18 protein-coding genes and 2 tRNA genes are annotated in these 19,095 nt (G+C 69.5%); 9 read left to right on the top strand and 11 right to left on the bottom strand.

From position 1 onward, the window contains the following. Nucleotides 1-816: an SOS response-associated peptidase gene (locus ACFYXF_RS07665; protein WP_389348654.1), complete on the bottom strand. Its 816-nt coding sequence runs from the start codon at nt 814-816 to the stop codon at nt 1-3. Between the two features lie 50 nt (nt 817-866). Between ACFYXF_RS07665 and ACFYXF_RS07660 the strand changes: the two genes are divergently transcribed. The 4 genes from ACFYXF_RS07660 (at nt 867) to ACFYXF_RS07645 (ending at nt 4,549) form a co-directional block, all read left to right on the top strand. After that, nucleotides 867-1,589, top strand: coding sequence for a M50 family metallopeptidase (locus ACFYXF_RS07660; protein WP_389348653.1), 723 nt, complete (start codon nt 867-869; stop codon nt 1,587-1,589). A 135-nt stretch (nt 1,590-1,724) separates the two neighbouring features. After that, nucleotides 1,725-3,041: a 3-phosphoshikimate 1-carboxyvinyltransferase gene (gene aroA / locus ACFYXF_RS07655; protein WP_389348652.1), complete on the top strand. Its 1,317-nt coding sequence runs from the start codon at nt 1,725-1,727 to the stop codon at nt 3,039-3,041. 16 nt (nt 3,042-3,057) lie between these two features. Continuing rightward, the gene (gene rsgA, locus ACFYXF_RS07650) at nt 3,058-4,068 is read left to right on the top strand and encodes a ribosome small subunit-dependent GTPase A (protein WP_389348651.1); all 1,011 of its coding nucleotides are present in this window, start codon (nt 3,058-3,060) and stop codon (nt 4,066-4,068) included. Between the two features lie 157 nt (nt 4,069-4,225). Next, entirely contained in the window at nt 4,226-4,549 is a 324-nt protein-coding gene (locus ACFYXF_RS07645) for a multidrug efflux SMR transporter (protein ID WP_200395956.1), read from the top strand. A gap of 18 nt (nt 4,550-4,567) precedes the next feature. On the opposite strand, the gene ACFYXF_RS07640 is transcribed toward ACFYXF_RS07645, so the two are convergent. Then, nucleotides 4,568-5,200, bottom strand: coding sequence for a TetR/AcrR family transcriptional regulator (locus ACFYXF_RS07640; RefSeq protein ID WP_389349002.1), 633 nt, complete (start codon nt 5,198-5,200; stop codon nt 4,568-4,570). Between the two features lie 200 nt (nt 5,201-5,400). Here ACFYXF_RS07640 and hisN point away from each other — a divergent pair, with 200 nt between their 5' ends. Both hisN and ACFYXF_RS07630 read left to right on the top strand, forming a co-directional pair. Next, the gene (hisN, locus tag ACFYXF_RS07635; protein WP_235474968.1) at nt 5,401-6,201 is read left to right on the top strand and encodes a histidinol-phosphatase; all 801 of its coding nucleotides are present in this window, start codon (nt 5,401-5,403) and stop codon (nt 6,199-6,201) included. A gap of 122 nt (nt 6,202-6,323) precedes the next feature. After that, nucleotides 6,324-6,722: a cyclic nucleotide-binding/CBS domain-containing protein gene (locus tag ACFYXF_RS07630; RefSeq protein ID WP_389348650.1), complete on the top strand. Its 399-nt coding sequence runs from the start codon at nt 6,324-6,326 to the stop codon at nt 6,720-6,722. Nucleotides 6,723-6,746: 24 nt separating this feature from the next. On the opposite strand, the gene ACFYXF_RS07625 is transcribed toward ACFYXF_RS07630, so the two are convergent. The 4 genes from ACFYXF_RS07625 to ACFYXF_RS07610 form a co-directional block, all read right to left on the bottom strand. Beyond that, nucleotides 6,747-6,820, bottom strand: a tRNA-Met gene (locus ACFYXF_RS07625). A gap of 287 nt (nt 6,821-7,107) precedes the next feature. After that, the gene (locus ACFYXF_RS07620) at nt 7,108-8,907 is read right to left on the bottom strand and encodes a sel1 repeat family protein (RefSeq protein WP_389348649.1); all 1,800 of its coding nucleotides are present in this window, start codon (nt 8,905-8,907) and stop codon (nt 7,108-7,110) included. A 206-nt stretch (nt 8,908-9,113) separates the two neighbouring features. Further along, nucleotides 9,114-9,187, bottom strand: a tRNA-Met gene (locus ACFYXF_RS07615). Between the two features lie 72 nt (nt 9,188-9,259). Further along, nucleotides 9,260-12,208 (bottom strand): UPF0182 family protein, encoded by a 2,949-nt coding sequence (locus ACFYXF_RS07610; protein ID WP_389349001.1) that lies wholly within the window; start codon nt 12,206-12,208, stop codon nt 9,260-9,262. A 164-nt stretch (nt 12,209-12,372) separates the two neighbouring features. Between ACFYXF_RS07610 and ACFYXF_RS07605 the strand changes: the two genes are divergently transcribed. Continuing rightward, a complete protein-coding gene (locus ACFYXF_RS07605; RefSeq protein ID WP_389348648.1) occupies nt 12,373-12,915 on the top strand; it encodes a PPA1309 family protein in 543 nt (180 codons plus the stop codon). Nucleotides 12,916-12,953: 38 nt separating this feature from the next. Here the strand turns inward: ACFYXF_RS07605 and ACFYXF_RS07600 are convergent, their stop codons facing one another. The 4 genes from ACFYXF_RS07600 to ACFYXF_RS07585 all read right to left on the bottom strand — a co-directional run bounded on the left by ACFYXF_RS07600 (nt 12,954) and on the right by ACFYXF_RS07585 (nt 16,162). Beyond that, a complete protein-coding gene (locus ACFYXF_RS07600) occupies nt 12,954-14,048 on the bottom strand; it encodes a PDZ domain-containing protein (protein ID WP_389348647.1) in 1,095 nt (364 codons plus the stop codon). A gap of 58 nt (nt 14,049-14,106) precedes the next feature. After that, entirely contained in the window at nt 14,107-14,265 is a 159-nt protein-coding gene (locus ACFYXF_RS07595) for a hypothetical protein (RefSeq protein ID WP_189147013.1), read from the bottom strand. A gap of 110 nt (nt 14,266-14,375) precedes the next feature. After that, nucleotides 14,376-14,837, bottom strand: coding sequence for a molybdenum cofactor biosynthesis protein MoaE (locus ACFYXF_RS07590; protein ID WP_389348646.1), 462 nt, complete (start codon nt 14,835-14,837; stop codon nt 14,376-14,378). Nucleotides 14,838-15,049: 212 nt separating this feature from the next. Further along, on the bottom strand, nt 15,050-16,162 hold the full coding sequence (locus ACFYXF_RS07585; protein WP_235474974.1) for an SDR family oxidoreductase: 1,113 nt from the start codon (nt 16,160-16,162) through the stop codon (nt 15,050-15,052). Nucleotides 16,163-16,350: 188 nt separating this feature from the next. On the opposite strand from ACFYXF_RS07585, the gene ACFYXF_RS07580 reads away from it, so the two are divergent. Beyond that, nucleotides 16,351-17,754, top strand: a complete 1,404-nt coding sequence (locus ACFYXF_RS07580; protein ID WP_389348645.1) for a zinc-dependent metalloprotease — start codon at nt 16,351-16,353, stop codon at nt 17,752-17,754. Then, nucleotides 17,751-18,266 (top strand): NUDIX hydrolase, encoded by a 516-nt coding sequence (locus ACFYXF_RS07575; protein ID WP_389348644.1) that lies wholly within the window; start codon nt 17,751-17,753, stop codon nt 18,264-18,266. Before ACFYXF_RS07580 ends, ACFYXF_RS07575 begins: the two co-directional genes overlap by 4 nt. Nucleotides 18,267-18,331: 65 nt before the next feature. On the opposite strand, the gene ACFYXF_RS07570 is transcribed toward ACFYXF_RS07575, so the two are convergent. Continuing rightward, complete coding sequence (locus tag ACFYXF_RS07570; protein ID WP_389348643.1) at nt 18,332-19,087, bottom strand: AIM24 family protein; 756 nt, start codon at nt 19,085-19,087, stop codon at nt 18,332-18,334. Between the last annotated feature and the right edge of the window lie 8 nt (nt 19,088-19,095).

Here is a 19,095-nt window from a genome sequence, read left to right as displayed (position 1 = left end):
TCAGAAGAGTGTGCCCTCCTCGGGGCCCTCCAGCTCGGTCAGCAGCTCCGGTCCGTTGTTGCGGACGTTGCTGACGGCCGTGGAGACGGGGTACGCGCGCATCAGCCCGGCGGGCGGCGGCGCGAGCAGCTCGAGCAGGTCGTCCACGTCGGTGCGGGCCGGGTCGAGCCAGGCGTCCCAGTGGTTGGGAGTGAGCATCAGGGGCATCCGGGGGTGGATGTCGGCGAGGGCGCGCGGGCCCTCGGCGGGGCCGACCGCGAGCGGGGAGGTCTCGGCCTCGGTGGTGATGACCGAGCACGTCACCCACCAGGCCTGCGGGTGGTCGTCGGGCAGGGTCCGGTCCCGCCAGAACTCGTACAGGCCCGCCATCGCGAAGACCGACCCGTCGGCGGGCGTCACGAAGTACGGCTGCTTGCGGGGCCGCTTCTTCTTCCCCTCGACCTCCAGCTCCCGCTCGCCGACCCCGGTGACCCACTCGTAGTAGCCGTCGGCGGGCAGGATGCAGCGCCGGGTGGTGAAGGCCCGCCGGTACGAGGGCTTCTCGTGGACGGTCTCGGCGCGCGCGTTGATCATCCGGGCGCCGCCTTCGGGCGTCTTGGCCCAGGACGGCACAAGCCCCCATTTCAACTTCCGGAGCTGCCGAACCGGTTTCGGACTGTCGGCGTCCTTCAGAGGACGGTCGAGTACCGCGTAGACCTCTTTGGTCGGGGCCACGTTGTAGTCGGGGGCGAGTGTCTCCTCGGGATCCCACTTGTCGATCTCAAAGACTCCTGCGAGATCCTCGGGCGCACGACTCGCTGCATACCTACCGCACATACGTGCCACACTGCCAGATTCGAAGCGACGCTAGGGAGCCCCCGCCGACAATGGAAAGCACCGCATCCACCTCGCTGGCCGGCCTCTGGGACGAGATCTTCGGCAGCCAGCCCGACCCCGACCTGTGGGTGGTGATCGCGACCCTGGTGGCCGCGCTCGCCGTGACCGTTCCGCATCCCGTGTGGCGCATATCGCGCAACGCGATCACCATCGCGCACGAGGGCGGCCACGGCCTGGTGGCGCTGCTGACCGGCCGTACCCTGACCGGCATCCGCCTGCACTCCGACACCAGCGGCCTCACGGTCAGCCGGGGCAAGCCGCACGGCATAGGCATGATCCTGACGGCCGCGTTCGGCTACACGGCTCCCCCGCTGCTGGGCCTGGGCGGCGCCGCCCTGCTGGCCGCCGGCCACATCACGGCCCTCCTGTGGCTGGCCACGGTCCTGCTCGTGGCGATGCTGGTGATGATCCGCAACGCGTACGGCGCCCTCACGGTGTTCATCTCGGGCGGCACCTTCCTGGCGGTCTCCTGGCTGACCGGCCCCCAGATCCAGGCGGCCTTCGCCTACGCGGTGGTCTGGTTCCTCCTCCTGGGCGGGGTCCGCCCGGCCTTCGAACTCCAGGCGAAACGCCGCAGGGGCGGAGCAGGCGACTCGGACGCAGACCAGTTGTCGAGGCTGACCCACGTCCCGGCGGGCCTGTGGCTGTTCCTGTTCCACGCGGTGAGCCTGTGCTCACTGATAGGCGGGGGGCGCTGGCTGCTGGAGGTATGAGACGGGGGCTGGAGGAATGCGGGGCTCGGGGGATGACGCGCCCCGCAGGGGCAGCGTCTTTAGGGGCGCGGGGAACTGCGCGACCAGCCACAACGGCGCCGCACCCGAGGAACAGCCGCCCACTAAAGTAAACGTATGGCCCCGAACCCCGCAGACACCGCCCTCTGGCCCGCCCCGCACGCGAGCGGAGCCGTCGACGCGACGGTCCACGTGCCCGGGTCCAAGTCAGTCACCAACCGCGCCCTCGTCCTCGCCGCCCTCGCCTCAGAACCGGGCTGGCTACGCCGCCCCCTCCGCTCACGCGACACCCTCCTCATGGCCGGCGCCCTCCGCACCATGGGCGTAGGCATCGAGGAGGGCGTCGGCCCAGACGGCTCCGGCGAGACCTGGCGCGTACTCCCCGCAGGCCTCCGCGGCCCCGCCACGGTGGACGTCGGCAACGCCGGCACCGTGATGCGCTTCCTCCCCCCGGTCGCCGCCCTCGCCGACGGCCCCATCCGCTTCGACGGCGACCCCCGCTCGTACGAACGCCCCCTCAACGGCGTCATCGACGCCCTCCGCGCCCTCGGCGCCCGCATCGACGACGACGCCCGAGGCGCACTCCCCCTCACCGTGCACGGGAGCGGCGCCCTGGACGGCGGCCCGGTGTCGATCGACGCGTCCTCGTCATCCCAGTTCGTGTCAGCCCTCCTCCTCTCCGCCCCCCGCTTCAACCAGGGCGTCGAGGTCCGCCACACCGGCGCGACCCTCCCCTCGCTCCCCCACATCCGCATGACCGTCGACATGCTCCGCTCGGTCGGCGCCCAGGTCGACACCCCGGAGTCGGGCGGCGAGCCGAACGTCTGGCGGGTCACCCCGGGCGCGCTGCTCGGCCGGGACCTGACCATCGAGCCGGACCTCTCCAACGCGCAACCCTTCCTGGCGGCGGCCCTGGTGACCGGCGGCAAGGTGACGGTCCCCGCCTGGCCGGCCCGCACCACCCAGCCAGGCGACCGGCTCCGCGAGATCTTCACGGAGATGGGCGGCTCCTGCGAACTGACGGAGTACGGCCTGGAGTTCACCGGCTCCGGCGCGATCCACGGCATCGACGTGGACCTGAGCGAGGTCGGCGAGCTGACCCCGGGCATCGCGGCGGTCGCCGCCCTCGCGGACTCCCCCTCGACCCTCACCGGCGTGGCCCACCTCCGCCTCCACGAGACGGACCGCCTGGCGGCCCTGACCAAGGAGATCAACGAACTCGGCGGCGACGTCACCGAGACGGCCGACGGCCTGCACATCCGCCCGCGCCCCCTGCACGGCGGCACCTTCCACACGTACGAGGACCACCGCATGGCGACAGCCGGTGCGATCATCGGTCTGGCGGTGAAGGACGTACGGATCGAGAACGTGGCGACGACGGCGAAGACCCTCCCGGACTTCCCCGAACTGTGGGCCGGAATGCTCGGGAACTGACGGGCGGACCTGGATCATGCGCCGCTACGGCAAGAACACCGACGAGGACGACATCCGCTCCCGCCCGAACCCCAAGGGCAACCGTCCGCGTACGAACATCCGCCCGAAGCACGAGGACGCCGCCGACGGCATGGTCCTCACCGTCGACCGGGGCCGCCTGACCGTCCTGGTGGACGACCGGATCGTCATGGCGATGAAGGCCCGCGAACTGGGCCGCAAGGCCGCGGTGGTCGGCGACCACGTGTCCGTCATCGGCGACCTCTCCGGCAAGAAGGACACCCTGGCCCGGATCGTCCGCATCGGCGAGCGCACCTCCCTCCTGCGCCGCACAGCGGACGACGACGACCCCTACGAGCGCGTGGTCGTGGCCAACGCCGACCAGCTCGCCATCGTGACGGCCCTCGCGGACCCGGAACCCCGCCCCCGCCTGATCGACCGCTGCCTGGTGGCGGCGTACGCCGGCGGCCTGACCCCCCTCCTCGTCCTGACCAAGTCGGACCTCTCCCCGCCCGACAAACTCCTGGAGCTGTACGGCGCCCTGGACATCCCCTACGTCGTCACCAGCCGCCAGGAACTGGAGAGCGGCGCGGCCGTGGCCCGCGTACGCGAACAGCTGGACGGCAAGATCACGGCGTTCGTCGGCCACTCGGGCGTCGGCAAGACGACCCTGGTCAACGCTCTCGTACCCAACGACCAGCGCCGCTCGACGGGCCACGTCAACGCGGTCACGGGCCGTGGCCGCCACACCACCACCTCCGCCCTCGCCCTCCCCCTCTCGGGCGACGCGGGCTGGGTGATCGACACTCCGGGCGTACGTTCGTTCGGGCTGCACCACGTCGACCCGTCCCTGGTGATCCACGCCTTCCCCGACCTGGAACCGGGCACGGAGAACTGCCCGCGCGCGTGCAGCCACGACGAGCCCGACTGCGCGCTGGACGAGTGGGTGGAGAAGGGCCACGCGGACCCGGCGCGTCTCTACTCGCTGCGCCGACTGCTGTCGACCCGGGAGCGCACGGAAGGCGACTGATCTCCCCCGGATCTCTCCCCTGCTGACCTCCGCGTTGTTTGGCCGGTGCGGGTGCCGGTAAGTGCATAATCGCACCGAGCCGAATCCGAGCGTGACGAACCAGATGCAGCGGACGCAACAGACGAAGCAGTCGAAGCGGTACACGGGAGGACAAGACATGGCGTGGCTGCTGGTCGTTGTGGCGGGACTCCTGGAAACCGGCTTCGCCGTCTGTCTGAAGCTGTCCCACGGCTTCACCCGCCTGTGGCCGACGGTCGCGTTCTGCATCTTCGCCCTGGGCAGCTTCGGCCTCCTCACCCTCTCCCTGAAGAAGCTCGACGTGGGCCCGGCGTACGCGGTGTGGACGGGCATCGGCGCTGCGGGCACCGCGATCTACGGGATGATCTTCCTCGACGATCTGGTGTCCACCCTGAAGATCGTCTCGATCAGCCTGGTGATCATCGGCGTGATCGGCCTGCAGTTGTCGGGCTCGTCGCACTAGAACCCGGCCCGGCGGGGGTCAGTTCCAGACGGCGGCGCCGGCCGACCTCGGCAGCACACTCCGTACGAGATCGGCGACACCGCCCTCCCCCGGGGGCGCGGCGACGCAGGACAGGGCGAGCCGGACGGCCAGTTCGCAGGTACGGGACATCTCGACCGCCTCCGACTTGGCCGCGCCGGGGCCGGACAGCACCGTCACGGCACGGTCGCGGACGAGCGCCACGAACTCACCGGGCGAGGGCAGTGGCCCGTCGGCCCGTCGCTGCGCGGGCACCGAGGCGGAGGACGGCACGGCGGACAGCGTCGGCGAGGGCAGCCGTTCGCTCCAGCAGCCGGTCAGCAGGGCCCGGACGAGCACGCTGTCGCGGGCGGACGCCGTGGTCCACTCGGCGGCGGCGGTGAGCCGCTCCCGTGGACCGGCACCCGGGTCGGCGGGCCCGGTCAGCGCCCGTTCGACGCCCGCGAGGTAGGCGTCGGCCTCTCTGCGTACCAGGGCCCGGGCGAGCCCGTCCTTGCTGCCGAACTCGTTGTACAGCGTCTGCCGGGACACTCCGGCGGCCACCGCGACGTCGACCATCCGCACCGCGGACCACGGACGGCGCGCGAGCGCCGTGTAAGCGGCGTCCAGCAGGGAATCCCGCGCTGCAGGCATCATCGGCCTCCCAGGGGCGAGCGGCTCTGCGCCCCAGGTTTGACGCGGACGGAGTCACTGTCAAGGGTTCGCGGCAGCGCCAGGGGGCGCGTATCGACATTCGCACCCCGGCCAGGACCGGGCAGGAGCCGAACAACTGCGGGTAACCGCACCCATGGCCCCTGTAGCCGGGCGGCAGGCGTGAAAGATACGGTTCGCCTATGCCCGACTATCACGATGACCTGCGCCTTGCCCATGTCCTCGCGGACGCCGCCGACGCCACGACGATGGGCCGGTTCAAGGCACTCGACCTCAAGGTCGAGACGAAGCCGGACATGACCCCGGTCAGCGAGGCCGACAAATCCGCCGAGGAACTGATCCGGGGGCAATTGCAGCGGGCCCGTCCACGCGACGCGATCCTCGGCGAGGAGTACGGCATCGAGGGCACCGGCCCCCGCCGCTGGGTGATCGACCCGATCGACGGCACCAAGAACTACGTCCGCGGGGTGCCTGTCTGGGCCACGCTGATCTCCCTGATGGAGGCGGCCGAGGGCGGTTTCCAGCCGGTCGTCGGCGTCGTGTCGGCCCCCGCCCTGGGCCGCCGCTGGTGGGCGGCGAAGGGCCACGGCGCCTACACCGGCCGCAGCCTCTCCTCGGCGTCCCGGCTGCGCGTCTCGGGCGTCTCCAAGATGTCGGACGCGTCGTTCGCGTACTCGTCGCTCACCGGCTGGGAGGACCGCGGGGTGCTGGGCGGCTTCCTGGACCTGACCCGCGAGGTGTGGCGCACGCGCGCGTACGGCGACTTCTGGCCGTACATGATGGTCGCCGAGGGCTCGATCGACATCTGCGCGGAGCCGGAGCTGTCCCTGTGGGACATGGCGGCCAACGCGATCATCGTCACGGAGGCCGGCGGCACGTTCACCGGCCTCGACGGCCGCCCGGGCCCGCACAGCGGTGACGCGGCGGCGTCGAACGGCCACCTCCACGACGAGATGCTGGGCTACCTCAACCAGCGTTACTGACGGCCCCCTTGTTGACCGTCTCTTTAACTGCCACTCTGAAGTTCCCCCCACTTGTGAACTTGTGAAATCCTGAACAAGGAAGTGAACAGGGGCGGGAACTCTCTAGGAGGTGGCTCCACCCCATGCTCGTACGTGACGCCATGAGCACCGTGGTCCTCACCATCGGCCCCGATCACACACTCCGCCAGGCCGCCGCACTGATGGCCGCGCGCCGTATCGGCGCGGCGGTGGTTCTCGACCCGGACGCCGGCGGAATCGGCATCCTCACCGAACGCGACATCCTCAACTCCGTAGCCCTGGGCCAGAGCCCCGACACGGAACGCGCCCACGCCCACACCACCAACGACGTAGTCTTCGCGGCCCCCTCCTGGACCCTGGAGGACGCGGCCCACGCGATGGCCCACGGCGGATTCCGCCACCTCATCGTCCTGGACGACACGGGCGAGCCCACGGGCATCGTCTCGGTCCGCGACATCATCCGCTGCTGGGCCCCGACACGCCTGAGGGCCGGAGCCCTGTAACGGACTCCGGCCCTCGGCCAAAAGTAGCGGGGACAGGATTTGAACCTGCGACCTCTGGGTTATGAGCCCAGCGAGCTACCGAGCTGCTCCACCCCGCGTCGGTAAACCCAACGTTACGTCAGCCCAACCAACAAAGGCAAATCACTTAGACCTTCAGCCCGTCCGGTAGGCCTTTCAGCCCGTCCGGCGTTTGAGGACGAGCGCGTTCAGCCCACCCGCCCCGCCGCACCTTCAGCGCTGGCCGGCACTATCCAGCCCGTCCGGCGTTTGAGGACGAGCGCGTTCAGCGCGAAGGGGGGTCTGGGGGCGCAGCCCCCAGGAACGGGATGGGACGGGTAGGGGCGGCGGGGGCGAGAAAAAACCAACGCCCACCCCCACCCCCCGCTCAAGCAGAAAGCTCCTCCCGCAAAGCATCCCGCAACCGAGCCGCCCGCTCCGCAACCTCCCCCGGCCCAAGAGAAACCGCAAGATCAGCCCACCGCTGCCCCTCCGCCAACTCCCCCCGCCGCGCATACACCAGCGCCAGCCTCAACGCAGCCCGCCCATGCCCCGCCTCAGCAGCCCGAGCCCACCACACGGCAGCCTCAGGCTCACTCCCCTCCCGAGCCAGCAACAACCCCAGGTTGAACGCCCCGTTTCGAGAACCGGCCTCAGCCGCCGCCCGGTACCACCGAGCCGCCTCCACCACATCCCCCCGAGCCGACGCCAGCATCCCCACCCGCACCTGCGCCCGCCGATGCCCCTGAGAAGCCGCCCGCTCGTACCACTCCTCGCACTCGGTCTTCTCGTGCGCGATCTCACCCAGCTCATGCGCCGGCGTCGGCGGACGCCGGGCATCGAGCACCGCGGCCAGCCGATAGGCCGCCTCGGCACTCCCCCCACCCGCCGCACACCGCAGATACCGCTCGGCATCCCGCTCGTCCCCGTCCCGCAGCCGAGCCGTCCCGACCTGAAGCGCCGCCTCGGTGTGCCCGGCGCCCGCGGCACGCTCGTACCACCCCAGCGCGGCATCGTCCTCACCACGCCCGGCGTACAGGATCCCGAGATTGAAGGCGGCGTCCACGCTCCCCGCCTCGGCCGCCTTCGAGAACCACGGCTCGGCCCCCGACGCGTCCCCGCCCTGCAGCAGCAGAATGGCGAGCGCGTTGGCGGCCTCACGGTGCCCGGCGTACGCGGCGCGGCGATACCACTGCTCGGCCTGCGCGGTACGCGCCTGCTCGGCGCAGAGCAGACCGAGGTTGTACGCGCCGTTGACATCCCCCGCGTCCATGGCCGCGCGGTACCAGCGCTCGGCGGTCTGGGTCTCACCGCGCTCGGCGTGCAGCGCGCCCAGCGCGTTGGCGGCGTTGCCGTCCCCGTCCTGGGCGGCCCGCAGCCACCACACGGCGGCGCTCTCGGTGTCCCCCGCGTCCCGCAGCAGGAACCCGAGCGCGCACGCGGCTCGGGCCTCGCCCTCCTTGGCGGAGGTCAGATACCAGCGCCCGGCCTCCTTGAGCTCCCCGCGCTTCTCGAGAATGGCCCCGAGATGCAACGCGGCCCGCTGGTGCCCCCGGGCGGCGGCCTGCCGATACCACTGCTCGACCTCTCCGGTCCCGTCGCCCTCGTCACCGTCCGCGCTGTCCGTCCCGTCCGCGGCCTTCCGGTCCAGCGCACGGGCCAGCCGATAGGCGGCCTCCCGATGCCCCCGCTCGGCGGCGACCCGCATCCACTGTTCGGTGGCCGTGTCGCCACGGTGCTCCAGCAGATCGGCGAGCGCGTACGCGCCCAGCACATGCCCCTGCTCGGCGGACTGGCGCAGCCAGTACTCGGCGGCCGGCTCGTCGCCGCGCTCACGGTGGTGGCGGCCGAGCGCGTGCGCGGCGGGAGCGGAGCCGGCGACGGCGGCGATCCGCCACCAGCCGGCGGCGTCGTCGGCGTACCCGCGCTGATGGAGGAGGACACCGAGGTTGTTGGCGGCGGCACGGTCACCGGCCGCGGTGGCGGCACGCAGCTGAGGCTCGGCTCCGTCGAGATCACCACGGCGCAGCAGCATGGCTCCGAGGACACTCATCGCCTCGACATCGCCGGCTTCGGCGGCGAGCCTCTGACGTGCCTCTTCTACCGCCTCGCCGGTTTCGTCCCGGTCGGAAGGCTGCACAAATCGCCCTGTCTCCAACAGAGTTGCCTTGTCCCCCATAACGTCCATCGTCGCACCACCTGCAACCTGGGTACACCTGGTATACCGCAGTCAGTGAGGTCTCTACAGCGTTTTGTCGACATGCCCACAGAGAGACAAGTCAAACACAGTTCCCGTCAACTGCCCCGGGAAGACGCGGCCTTCACGAGGTCGGCACATGCGTTCGCACACCACGAAGGCCCGGATCCTTGGAGGATCCGGGCCTTCGCGATCAGTAGCGGGGACAGGATTTGAACCTGCGACCTCTGGGTTATGAGCCCAGCGAGCTACCGAGCTGCTCCACCCCGCGCCGTTGTGTTGCAACCGTACCACGGCGCGGGAGGGGCGGAGGCCACTGCCTCAACAGGGCCTCCGACCAGCACTAACCGCTACTTGGACTACTGCTGGGACTGGGACTCGCACTACTGGAAGAACCGCTTCCGGCACCACTCCCGCTCCCACTCCCTGCCTTGTCCGCGTCGGCCTGCGCCTCCTCGGCCCGCTGGAGCGCGTCCTCAAGGGCCGCCTGTGCCTTGCCGTACGCCTCCCAGTCGCCCTTCTTGAGGGCCGCCTGGCCGTCGTCGAAGGCCTTTTGGGCATCGTTGAGTGCCTCTTGGACCGTCGGATCCTCGGCTGTCGGCGGTGTCGTCGTACCACCGCCCTCGTCCGGTGGCTCGGTCGTCGTGCCCTCCGCCCCGAAGACCTTGTTGAGCGCGGCGTCGAGGGTGTCCTCGAAGGCGGTCTGGCCGCCGTAGGTCACCAACACCTTGCGCAACAGCGGGTACTTGAGTCCGCTGCCGCGGACGTAGACGGGCTCCACGTAGAGCAGGCCTCCGTCGAGTGGCACCGTCAGCAGGTTGCCGTACTCGATCTCCGAGTCGCCGCCTCTCAGCAGCCTGATGGACTCGGCGATGTCCTGTTCGGAGTTGAACTGGCTCTGGACCTGTTTGGGCCCGTCGACGGTTCTGCTCGTCGGCAGCTTCAGGATTCTGATCGTGCCGTAATCGCTGGTCCCCGCCTCGGCGTTGACGGCCATGAAGGCACTGAGGTTGTCCCGGCCGTTCGGCGTGAACGTCGTCGTCAGGGAGAACGCCTGCGCCTGCTGGTCGGGCATCTTCATGCTCAGGTAGTACGGCGGCACCGCGTCGCCCGACTTGTTGCTCGGGTCGTCCGGCACCTGCCACACCTCGCTGCCGGAGAGGAACGTCTGCGCGTCCTTCACGTGGTAGCGGGTGAGCAGCTCGCGCTGGACCTTGAACAGGTCCTGCGGGTACCGGAGATGGGCCATCAGCGAGGCCGAGATGTCACTCTTCGGCTCGACCGTGTTCGGGAAGGCCTTCATCCAGGTCTTCAGAACCGGGTCCTTGGTGTCCCACTGGTAGAGCTTGACCTCACCGGTGTACGCGTCGACGGTCGCCTTCACCGAGTTGCGGATGTAGTTGACCTGGTTCTGCTGGGCCACCACCGCGCGCTGGTTGTTGTTGGCGGTCAGCGAGTCGGCCGTCGTGTCACCCAGGGTGGTGCGGGAGGCGTACGGATAGCCGTTCGTCGTCGTGTACGCGTCGACGATCCACTGGATCTCACCGTCGACGACGGCCGGGTAGGCGTCACCGTCGATGGTCAGCCAGGGCGCGACCGCCTCGACGCGCTCCTTGGGCGTGCGGTTGTACAGGATCCGCGAACCCTCGCCGATGGCCCCGGAGTAGAGGATCTGCGGTTCGCTGAACGCGACGGCGTACGCGGCGCGGTTTATCGGGTTGGAGAGGTTGACACCGCTCTTCCCCTTGTAGCTGGTGGTCTTCTCACCGGCGTCGTCGGAGTAGTCGATCTCCTTCTGGGGACCGCCGACGATCGAGTACTGGCTGGTCTTCTCGCCGTAGTAGATCCGCTGCTGGTACGTCCCGAGGTCACCCGTGGACGGCAGGTCGGACTCGGTGAAGACCGGGCGGCCCTCGGCGTCGGCCGTGGTGCCCTTGGCCGCGACCACACCGAAGCCGTGCGTGTAGCGGAAGTGGTCGTTGATCCAGTTGTTCTTCGGAATGCCGTTGAGGTTCAGCTCACGCAGACCGATGACCGTGTCCTGCTCCTTGCCGTCCTTGCTGTAGCGGTCGACGTCGAGGTTGGTCGGGAACGCGTAGTAGTTCCTCATCTGCTGGAGCTGCTGGAACGTCGGCGACACGATGTTCGGGTCCACGATGCGGATGCTCGCCGTCGCGTCGACGTCGTCCCGCAGCTTGGTCTTGTCCTCGGTGTCGCTGCGGCCGGGGTACTCGCTGACCTTGGCGTCGTCGATGCCGTACGCCTCGCGCGTCGCCTTGAGGTTCTTGGTGACGTACGGCGCTTCCTTGGCCTGCTCGTTCGGCTGGACCTGGAACTTCTGCACGATCGCCGGGTACAGCCCGCCGATGAGGATGGCCGAGAGGACCATCAGTCCGAAGCCGATGACGGGCAGCTGCCAGGTGCGCCGCCAGAGCGTCGCGAAGAACAGCAGCGAGCAGATGATCGCGATGCAGAACAGGATCGTCTTGGCCGGCAGATAGGCGTTGGCGTCGACGTACCGCAGACCCGTCCAGTTGCCGGTCGCCTTGAAGTCGCTCGACTTCACCGCGAGGCCGTACCGGTCGAGCCAGTACGCGACCGCCTTCAGGGCGACGAAGAGGCCCAGCAGCACGGACAGATGCCCGGTCGCCGCGGACGTGGCACGGGCTCCCGGGCTGGTGACGCGCAGCCCGCCGTACAGATAGTGGGTGAGGGCGGCGGCGATCAGGGAGAGGATCGTGGTGGCGAAGCCGAAGCCCAGCAGGAAGCGGTACCAGGGCAGGTCGAAGGCGTAGAAGGACACGTCCAGACCGAACTGGGGGTCCTTCTGTCCGAAGGACACTCCGTTGACCCACATCAGCCAGGTCCGCCACTGCCCGGACGCCGAGGCACCCGCGATGAGGCCGACCAGGGCGGTGATACCGAGCAGCAGCCACTTCTTGTACGGGGCGATGCCCATGCGGTACCGGTCGAGGCTCTGCTGCTCCATCGACATGGCGCTCAGCGGCGGGCGCAGCCGGTGCGCCAGCCAGATGTTCACTCCTACCGCGGTCGCCATCAGCAGACCGAAGACGAAGAAAAGTCCGATCTTGGTCCACAGTGTGGTCGTGAAGACCGACGAGTAGTTGACCGAGCGGTACCAGAGCCAGTCCGTCCAGAAACCCGCGAACATGACGAACGCCATGCCGAGTACGGCAAGGACGCCCAGCGTCATGAGCAGGGTCCGGACGCGCCGGGACGGGCGGCCCACTCTGATCCGTGGCCCCTGCGGGCCTCCGCCGCGGTCCGGCATCTGGAAAGCCAAGGTGGCACCTCAAAAGTCGCTGTCGGTCCGTCAGGCCCCCGTGATCGCGGACCATCCGTCAGGCCTCGTGATCGTAGAGGCCTCACCTATGCAACTTACTCACGCTTTACTCGGTTCCCGGTTCGGGCCATGAACGAGGCAGGATTGTGACCATGTCCAACACTCCCATGGCGGCGAACCCGCTCACCCGGGCCGTACTCGAGATCGACGAGTACGTCTCCGGCCTCGGCTGGGACCAGCCGGCCAGGCTCTTCGCCCTAGTAGACACCGCCCGGCTGAAGGTCCAGGAGCCCTCTCTCGCGGCCCAGCTCGGCCTGACCGACGAGCAGGAGGCCGCCGGTCTCACCCCGATCGAGCAGGACGAGATCCCGGCGGGCAAGCCGCTGGACGAGTTCCTCGCCACCATCGCCTGGCCGGACGCGGTGGTCGGCTGCGCGCTCACCGTCGAGCGCCTGATGCTGCCGCCGTCCGCGGAGGCGTCGGTTCCGCAGGGGCTCAGCGACAAGAAGCTGGCCGCCTGGGTCGCCGCGCATCCGGACCGGCAGGAGGTACGGATGACGGTCGCGGTGCTGCGCGACGGCACCCGGGACTCGGCGGTGCGTCTGCGCGAGAAGGACGCGGCGACGGAGGTGCTCACGGGCTCGGGGCTGGTACCGGGCCTGGCGGAAGCCCTGTCGGCGACGTTCGCGGAGTAGCGAAGGAGCCAGTGCGGGTGAGCAGTCCTACGGACTGCTCACTTGGTGCTGCACTTCGGCAGATCAGCGGTGTCACCGGAACGAATGTCCTTGAGGGCGCTCAACGCGTCGCGAATGGTGCCCACCTTGACGAGCGTGAGCCCCTCGGGGGTGTCCTTGGCGGCGGCCGCGCAGTTGTCGGCGGGCGTCAGGAAGTACTGAGCCCCCTTGTCGCGCGCGCCGACGGTCTTCATCTCGATCCCGCCGATGGGACCGACCTTGCCGTCGTCGTCGATGGTGCCGGTGCCGGCCACGAACTTGCCGCCGGTGAGGCTCCCGGACGTCAGCTTGTCGTAGATGCCCAGGGCGAACATCAGCCCGGCACTCGGGCCACCGACATCGGCGAGCTTGATGTCGATGGTGAACGGGAAGGTGTGGTCGGTCCCGGCGGAGATCCCGACGATGGCGCGCTGGGTGCCGCTGTCGTCGGACTTGGTGGTCGTGATGGTGATGTCCTGCGTCTTGGTGGCCGCCCGGTTCGCCTTCTCGGCGGCGGCCTGCTCCGCGGCGGGCACGATGGTGAAGACGACCTTCTCGCCGGCCTTGTGCTTGGTCACCAGCTTGGCGACGTCGGTGGGCTCCTTGACGGTCGTACCGTCGACGGCCTTGATGACATCACCGGCGTGCAGAGCGCCCTCGGCCGGTGAGCCCTTCAGAACAGTGGAGACGATCACCCAGGACTGCACCGGAACGTCGAGTTCCTTCAGGGCCGCGACCTTGGCGCTCTCCTGGGACTGACTGAACTCCTCGGCGTTCTCCTGGGTCGACTGCTCCTCGGTCTTGCCGTCCGGGTAGAGCGTGTCGTGCGGCACGACCTTGTTGTCGTGCGCGAGCCACCCGTACACAGCCTCGACGAGGTTCATGTTGTAGTCGGCACTGGTGACCCGGACGGTGGTCATGTTCAGGTGCCCGGTGGTCGGGTAGGTCTTGCGCCCGGAGATCTGCAGCACCGGCTCGCCGTCGTGGTCCCCGAGTGTGTTCACGGTCGGCCCCGGCGACATCTCCGCATACGGCACGGTGATGAACACTCCGGCGCAGAGAAGCGCGATCAGCATCAGGGTGGAGGCGAGCATCGTCGCGGTGCGGCGTGGCATGGCACGACAGTACGGGACGGTCCTGTCGGCGCACCGTCAGGGCCGCCCGAACGGTGTCTCAGGTGCGGGACTTCTCCATGGCCTCGCGGAAGCGTACGTAGCCGTCGAGTTCAGGCCCGTCACCACGCGTCCTGCGAGTCCGGTTGGCCCAGCTTCCCCACAGGCCGGCACCGATCGCAGCCACCAGCGGAATCAGCAACCAGGCGAGCGCCGCCATGCCGACCTCCCAACCCCAAAGAGTGACCGCAACTGACTGATCAGCAGATTAACCTCCACTGTGTTAACGCTCACGCCCGGGGCCCGGTTACGCAACCGGAGCCGCGTGGCTCAGCAGGCGCCGACCCATTCCTCGGTCCCGTCGGAGAACGTCTGGTGCTTCCAGATGGGCACTTCGTGCTTGAGATCGTCGATCAGTTTCCGACAGGCGGCGAAGGCCTCCCCCCGATGCGCACAGGACACGGCGACAACAACAGCCAGATCCCCGACACTCAAATCCCCAACGCGATGCACAGCGGCAAGCGCCCGAACCGGAAACTCAGCGACGACCTTCTCGGCGACACGCCGCATCTCGGCCTCGGCACTGGGATGACACGAATAGCCGAGCGCCTCGACATCGGCACCCCCGTCATGATTCCGCACGGTCCCCACGAAGAGCACGGTCCCCCCGGCGGAGTCGTCCCCCACAGCCCGAAAAACCTCATCCAGGGAGAGCGCCTCATCCCGAACAGCAAGAAGCTTGATGGGCTCCGAAGCGCCCTGCTCACCGGGATGATCATTAAGGGATGCCATACCCCCATGGTGCCACCCAGGCCTCACCACTCACCCAGCCCGGCACCCACCAGCCCATCCGGCGCTTGAGGACGGAGGGCCACCATCCAGCCCGTCCGGCGTTTGAGGACGAGGCCGTTCAGGCCGACAGCGGGGGTCTGGGGGCGCAGCCCCCAGGGATGGGACGGGTAAGGGCGGCGGGGGCGAAACAAACCCACCCCCACCCCGCACCCTCAGATCCGCCGCCGAGCCTTCCGAGCCCGCCGAACCACCGCAGCCGCACCCAACAACGCCACCGTCGCCCCCGCGGCCCCCGCCGCAGTCGCATCCTTCCGCCCCAGCCGCCGCCCCACCACGGTATGCCGCCCCGCAACCTCCTCAAGCAGCTCAGCGAGCACCTCCTCATTGCTCCACTGCGGCCGCCACCCGGCATCATGCAACCGGCTCCCGCTCACCACCCAGGGGTACATCGTGTACGCCAGATCCCCGGCAGGAGAGGGCGTGAGCCCGATCCGGTGCAGCCGGGCAGCGGCCCCCAGAGCGACAGCGGACGGCAGCTCCATGCGCCGGATCCCGCTCAGCTCCTCGACCTCCTCCTGCTCCAGCCACCCGTCGCACCCGACAGCAAGCTCCCCCTCGACCTTCTCCAGCACCGCGTACTCCAGAGCGCTGCACAGATCCTCGACGTGACAGAACTGCCACGCGGGCCGCGACCCGGCCACGACAAGCAGCCGAGGCGACTCGAAGTACCTGGTCAGAGCGGTGTCCGTGCCCCCGATCAACACCGCGGGGCGTACGACCGTCACATTGAGCCCGGGATGCGCCCGCGGTGCCCGCCGGGCGAGCCGCTCGATCTCCAGCAGGTCCCCGACCCCGGTCGCCTCGGCGGTCGCCCGCAACTCGGCGTCCTCCGCCAGCGGCAGTTCGTTGTCAGGCAGCGCCCCGTAGACCATCGCCGACGTGCACAGCACGACCCGATGGACCCCGGCCGCGGCGGCGGCCGTCAGCACGGTCTGCGTCCCGCGCACGTTGTACGCCGTCCGGGCCGCCCCGTCCGTCTCCAGGTCCAGATCGACGGCCAGATGCACCACGACGTCGGCGCCGCGCAGCTTCTCCGCGATGGCCGGATCCCGTACGTCGAGGATGTGCCACTGCGCCGCCGCGCACTCGCCGCGCCGCTCGTCGATGGCGACGACCTGCTTGATCTCCTCGGACGCGGCGAGCCGCTCGGTGAGCAGCGCTCCGATGCCGGTCGCGGCGCCGGTGACCGCGACGACCGGCCCTCGTACGGCCGGGTTGGTTGAGTGGTTTCGCGCTGCGCGAACCTGCGGATCTGGGGAACTCACCGGCGTCTCCAGCGGTTGTCTTCAGTAAGGACGCGCGTGACGCGTACTTACCAGGTGACATCCATCCTGCCGCAGGCCAGGAGTCGGCGGAGCACCGAGCCCCACAACCGGCCGCGGTGTCTAGGCTGGGTGGTGTTGTCGGGCAGCCGCCGTCGAAGAGCCGACGGCCTTACCAGCCGAGGAATCCCGTGAGTGACACCCCATTCGGATTCGGCCTTCCGCCGGAGGAGCCGGAGAACGGCGACGAGGGCAAGAAGAAGGACCAGCAGAGCGGTGGTGGTCAGGGACCGTTCGGTTTCGGACCTGCCGGCTTCGGCGGTCCCGGAGGCGACAATCCGCTCGCAGCCATGTTCGGTTCGATGAACCCCAACGACCTGGGCGCCGCGTTCCAGCAGCTGGGCCAGATGCTCTCGTACGAGGGCGGTCCGGTGAACTGGGACATGGCCAAGCAGATCGCCCGCCAGACGGTCTCCCAGGGGACGTCCGACGGGGTCAAGGACTCCAGCATCGGTCCCGCCGAGCGCACCGCGGTCGAGGAGGCCGTACGGCTGGCGGACCTGTGGCTGGACGACGCGACATCGCTGCCGTCCGGTGCGGGCTCCGCGGTGGCGTGGAGCCGCGCGGAGTGGGTCGAGGCGACCCTGCCCGCCTGGAAGGAGCTGGTCGATCCGGTCGCCGAGCGTGTCGGCGCGGCCATGGGCGATGTCCTGCCCGAGGAGATGCAGGCCATGGCGGGCCCGCTGATCGGCATGATGCGCTCCATGGGCGGCGCGATGTTCGGTACGCAGATCGGGCAGGCCGTCGGCGTGCTCGCGGGCGAGGTCGTCGGCTCGACGGACATCGGGCTGCCGCTGGGCCCGGCGGGCAGGGCCGCGCTGCTGCCGGCGAACATCGAGGCGTTCGGCAAGGACCTGGGTGTGCCCCAGGAGGAGGTACGGCTGTATCTCGCCCTGCGCGAGGCCGCCCACCAGCGCCTCTTCGCCCATGTGCCATGGCTGCGCTCGCACCTGTTCGGCGCGGTCGACGGCTACGCGCGCGGGATCAAGGTCGACACGGCCAAGCTGGAGGACGTGGTCGGCCAGTTCGACCCGCAGAACCCGGAGCAGATCCAGGAAGCGCTCCAGCAGGGCATGTTCCAGCCGGAGGACACCCCGGAGCAGAAGGTCGCCCTGGCCCGTCTGGAGACGGCTCTGGCGCTGGTGGAGGGCTGGGTGGACGCGGTGGTCCACGCGGCCGCGAAGCCCCGTCTGACGTCCGCGGACGCGCTGCGTGAGACCCTGCGCCGCCGGCGGGCTTCGGGCGGTCCGGCCGAGCAGACGTTCGCCACACTGATCGGCCTGGAGCTGCGGCCGCGCCGGCTGCGTGACGCCTCCCGCCTGTGGGCGTCGCTGACGGACGCGCGCGGTGTCGACGGCCGGGACGGTCTGTGGGCCCACCCGGACATGCTGCCGACGGCCTCCGACCTGGACGACCCGGACGGCTTCGTGCACCGCGAGCAGCTGGACTTCTCGGAGCTGGACAAGATGCTCGGCGAGGCGGCGGGCGGCTCCACCGACAAGCCGAACCTGAAGAAGGACGACGACTCCGAGTGACGCTCCACGGCAACGCGGTCCAGGTGCTGGAGAAGTACGAGGACCAGCAGGATCTCCGTCAGGTCTACCTGGACCATCTGGACGGCCATCCCGACGGGATGTGGAAGGACTGCAAGGACGGACACATCACGGCCAGCGCTCTGGTGATCGACCCGGAGCGTGAGCGGGTCCTGCTCACGCTCCACAAGAAGCTGCGGATGTGGCTCCAGATGGGCGGGCACTGCGAGCGGAGCGACGACACGCTGGCGGACGCCGCGCTCCGCGAGGCCACTGAGGAGTCCGGCATCCCGTCGCTGCGGCTGCTCCAGAGCACTCCGGTCCGCCTGGACCGGCACCACACGCCCTGCGCCTGGCACCTGGACGTGCAGTACGCCGCCGTGGCCCCCAGGGGAGCCGTGGAGGCGATCAGCGACGAGTCCCTGGACCTGCGCTGGTTCGCCTACGCCGAGGTGACGGACGTGGCGGACGACTCGGTCGTACGACTGCTCGAAGCAACGCGCGCCAGACTGTGAACGGGTAAGGGGCGACCACCCGTGGTAGTCGCCCCTTACATGTCCCGGTTGTCCGTCCGGTGCGGCTAGCTCCAGGCGTTGCCCTGGTTCTGCGCCCGGACCCCCTGCTGCCCCATACCGAACTGGGCGGCGGCGCCCTGGCCGATCTGGGCGTGCTGCGGCGGCAGCAGCTCGCTGGGCTGGACCAGCGCGTAGCCGCTGCCCATGAAGCTGAGCTCCCAGCCCTCGCCGGTGTTGCCGCGGCGCCGCCACACTCCGGAGGTGTGCGTCTGGGCCTGCATCTGGACGCGCAGGCCGGTCGACCAGGCGACGATGGCGTCGGCGTCGCAGTTGACGTACTTGTCGGGCGTCACCTGCATCATCAGGGGCGCGCCCGAGGTCATCAGGGCGACCCTGCCGCGGCCGGTGATGTTGAGCTGGTACTTCCCGGAGCCGGAGATGCCGTACAGGCTGTCCACGGCGATGACCTCGTGGTGCAGCCCGGAGTCCATCGCCAGCACGTAACTGCTGTCGACCGTCAGCCCGTCCTGTTCCACGTCCACCACATGGATGTGCTGGGCGAGGTTGGCGAGATAGACCGTGCCCTGCCCGTGGCAGCGCATCAGGTCCAGGCCCTCGCCCGTGCGTGCGCGGGAGCGGCTCTGGTTGCCGCTCTGGTACTCGGCGTCGAACTCCATCAGCCCCTGGTAGGCCACCATCGTGCCCTTGCGGGCGAGGATGTCGTCGTGGCCCTCCAGGGTGACCCGGAGCATCTGCTTGTTCTGCAGACTCCAGCGTTCCTGGGTCTGCGAGTCGTTGTGCGCGAAAAGTGGGCTCTGCATGGCGTTCT

It is taken from the genome of Streptomyces sp. NPDC002680, from assembly GCF_042889145.1.
In the GTDB taxonomy this organism is placed as follows: domain Bacteria; phylum Actinomycetota; class Actinomycetes; order Streptomycetales; family Streptomycetaceae; genus Streptomyces; species Streptomyces adonidis.
The sequence above is the reverse complement of the archived record's forward strand: the minus strand, read 5'-3'. Positions and strand labels throughout refer to the sequence as shown.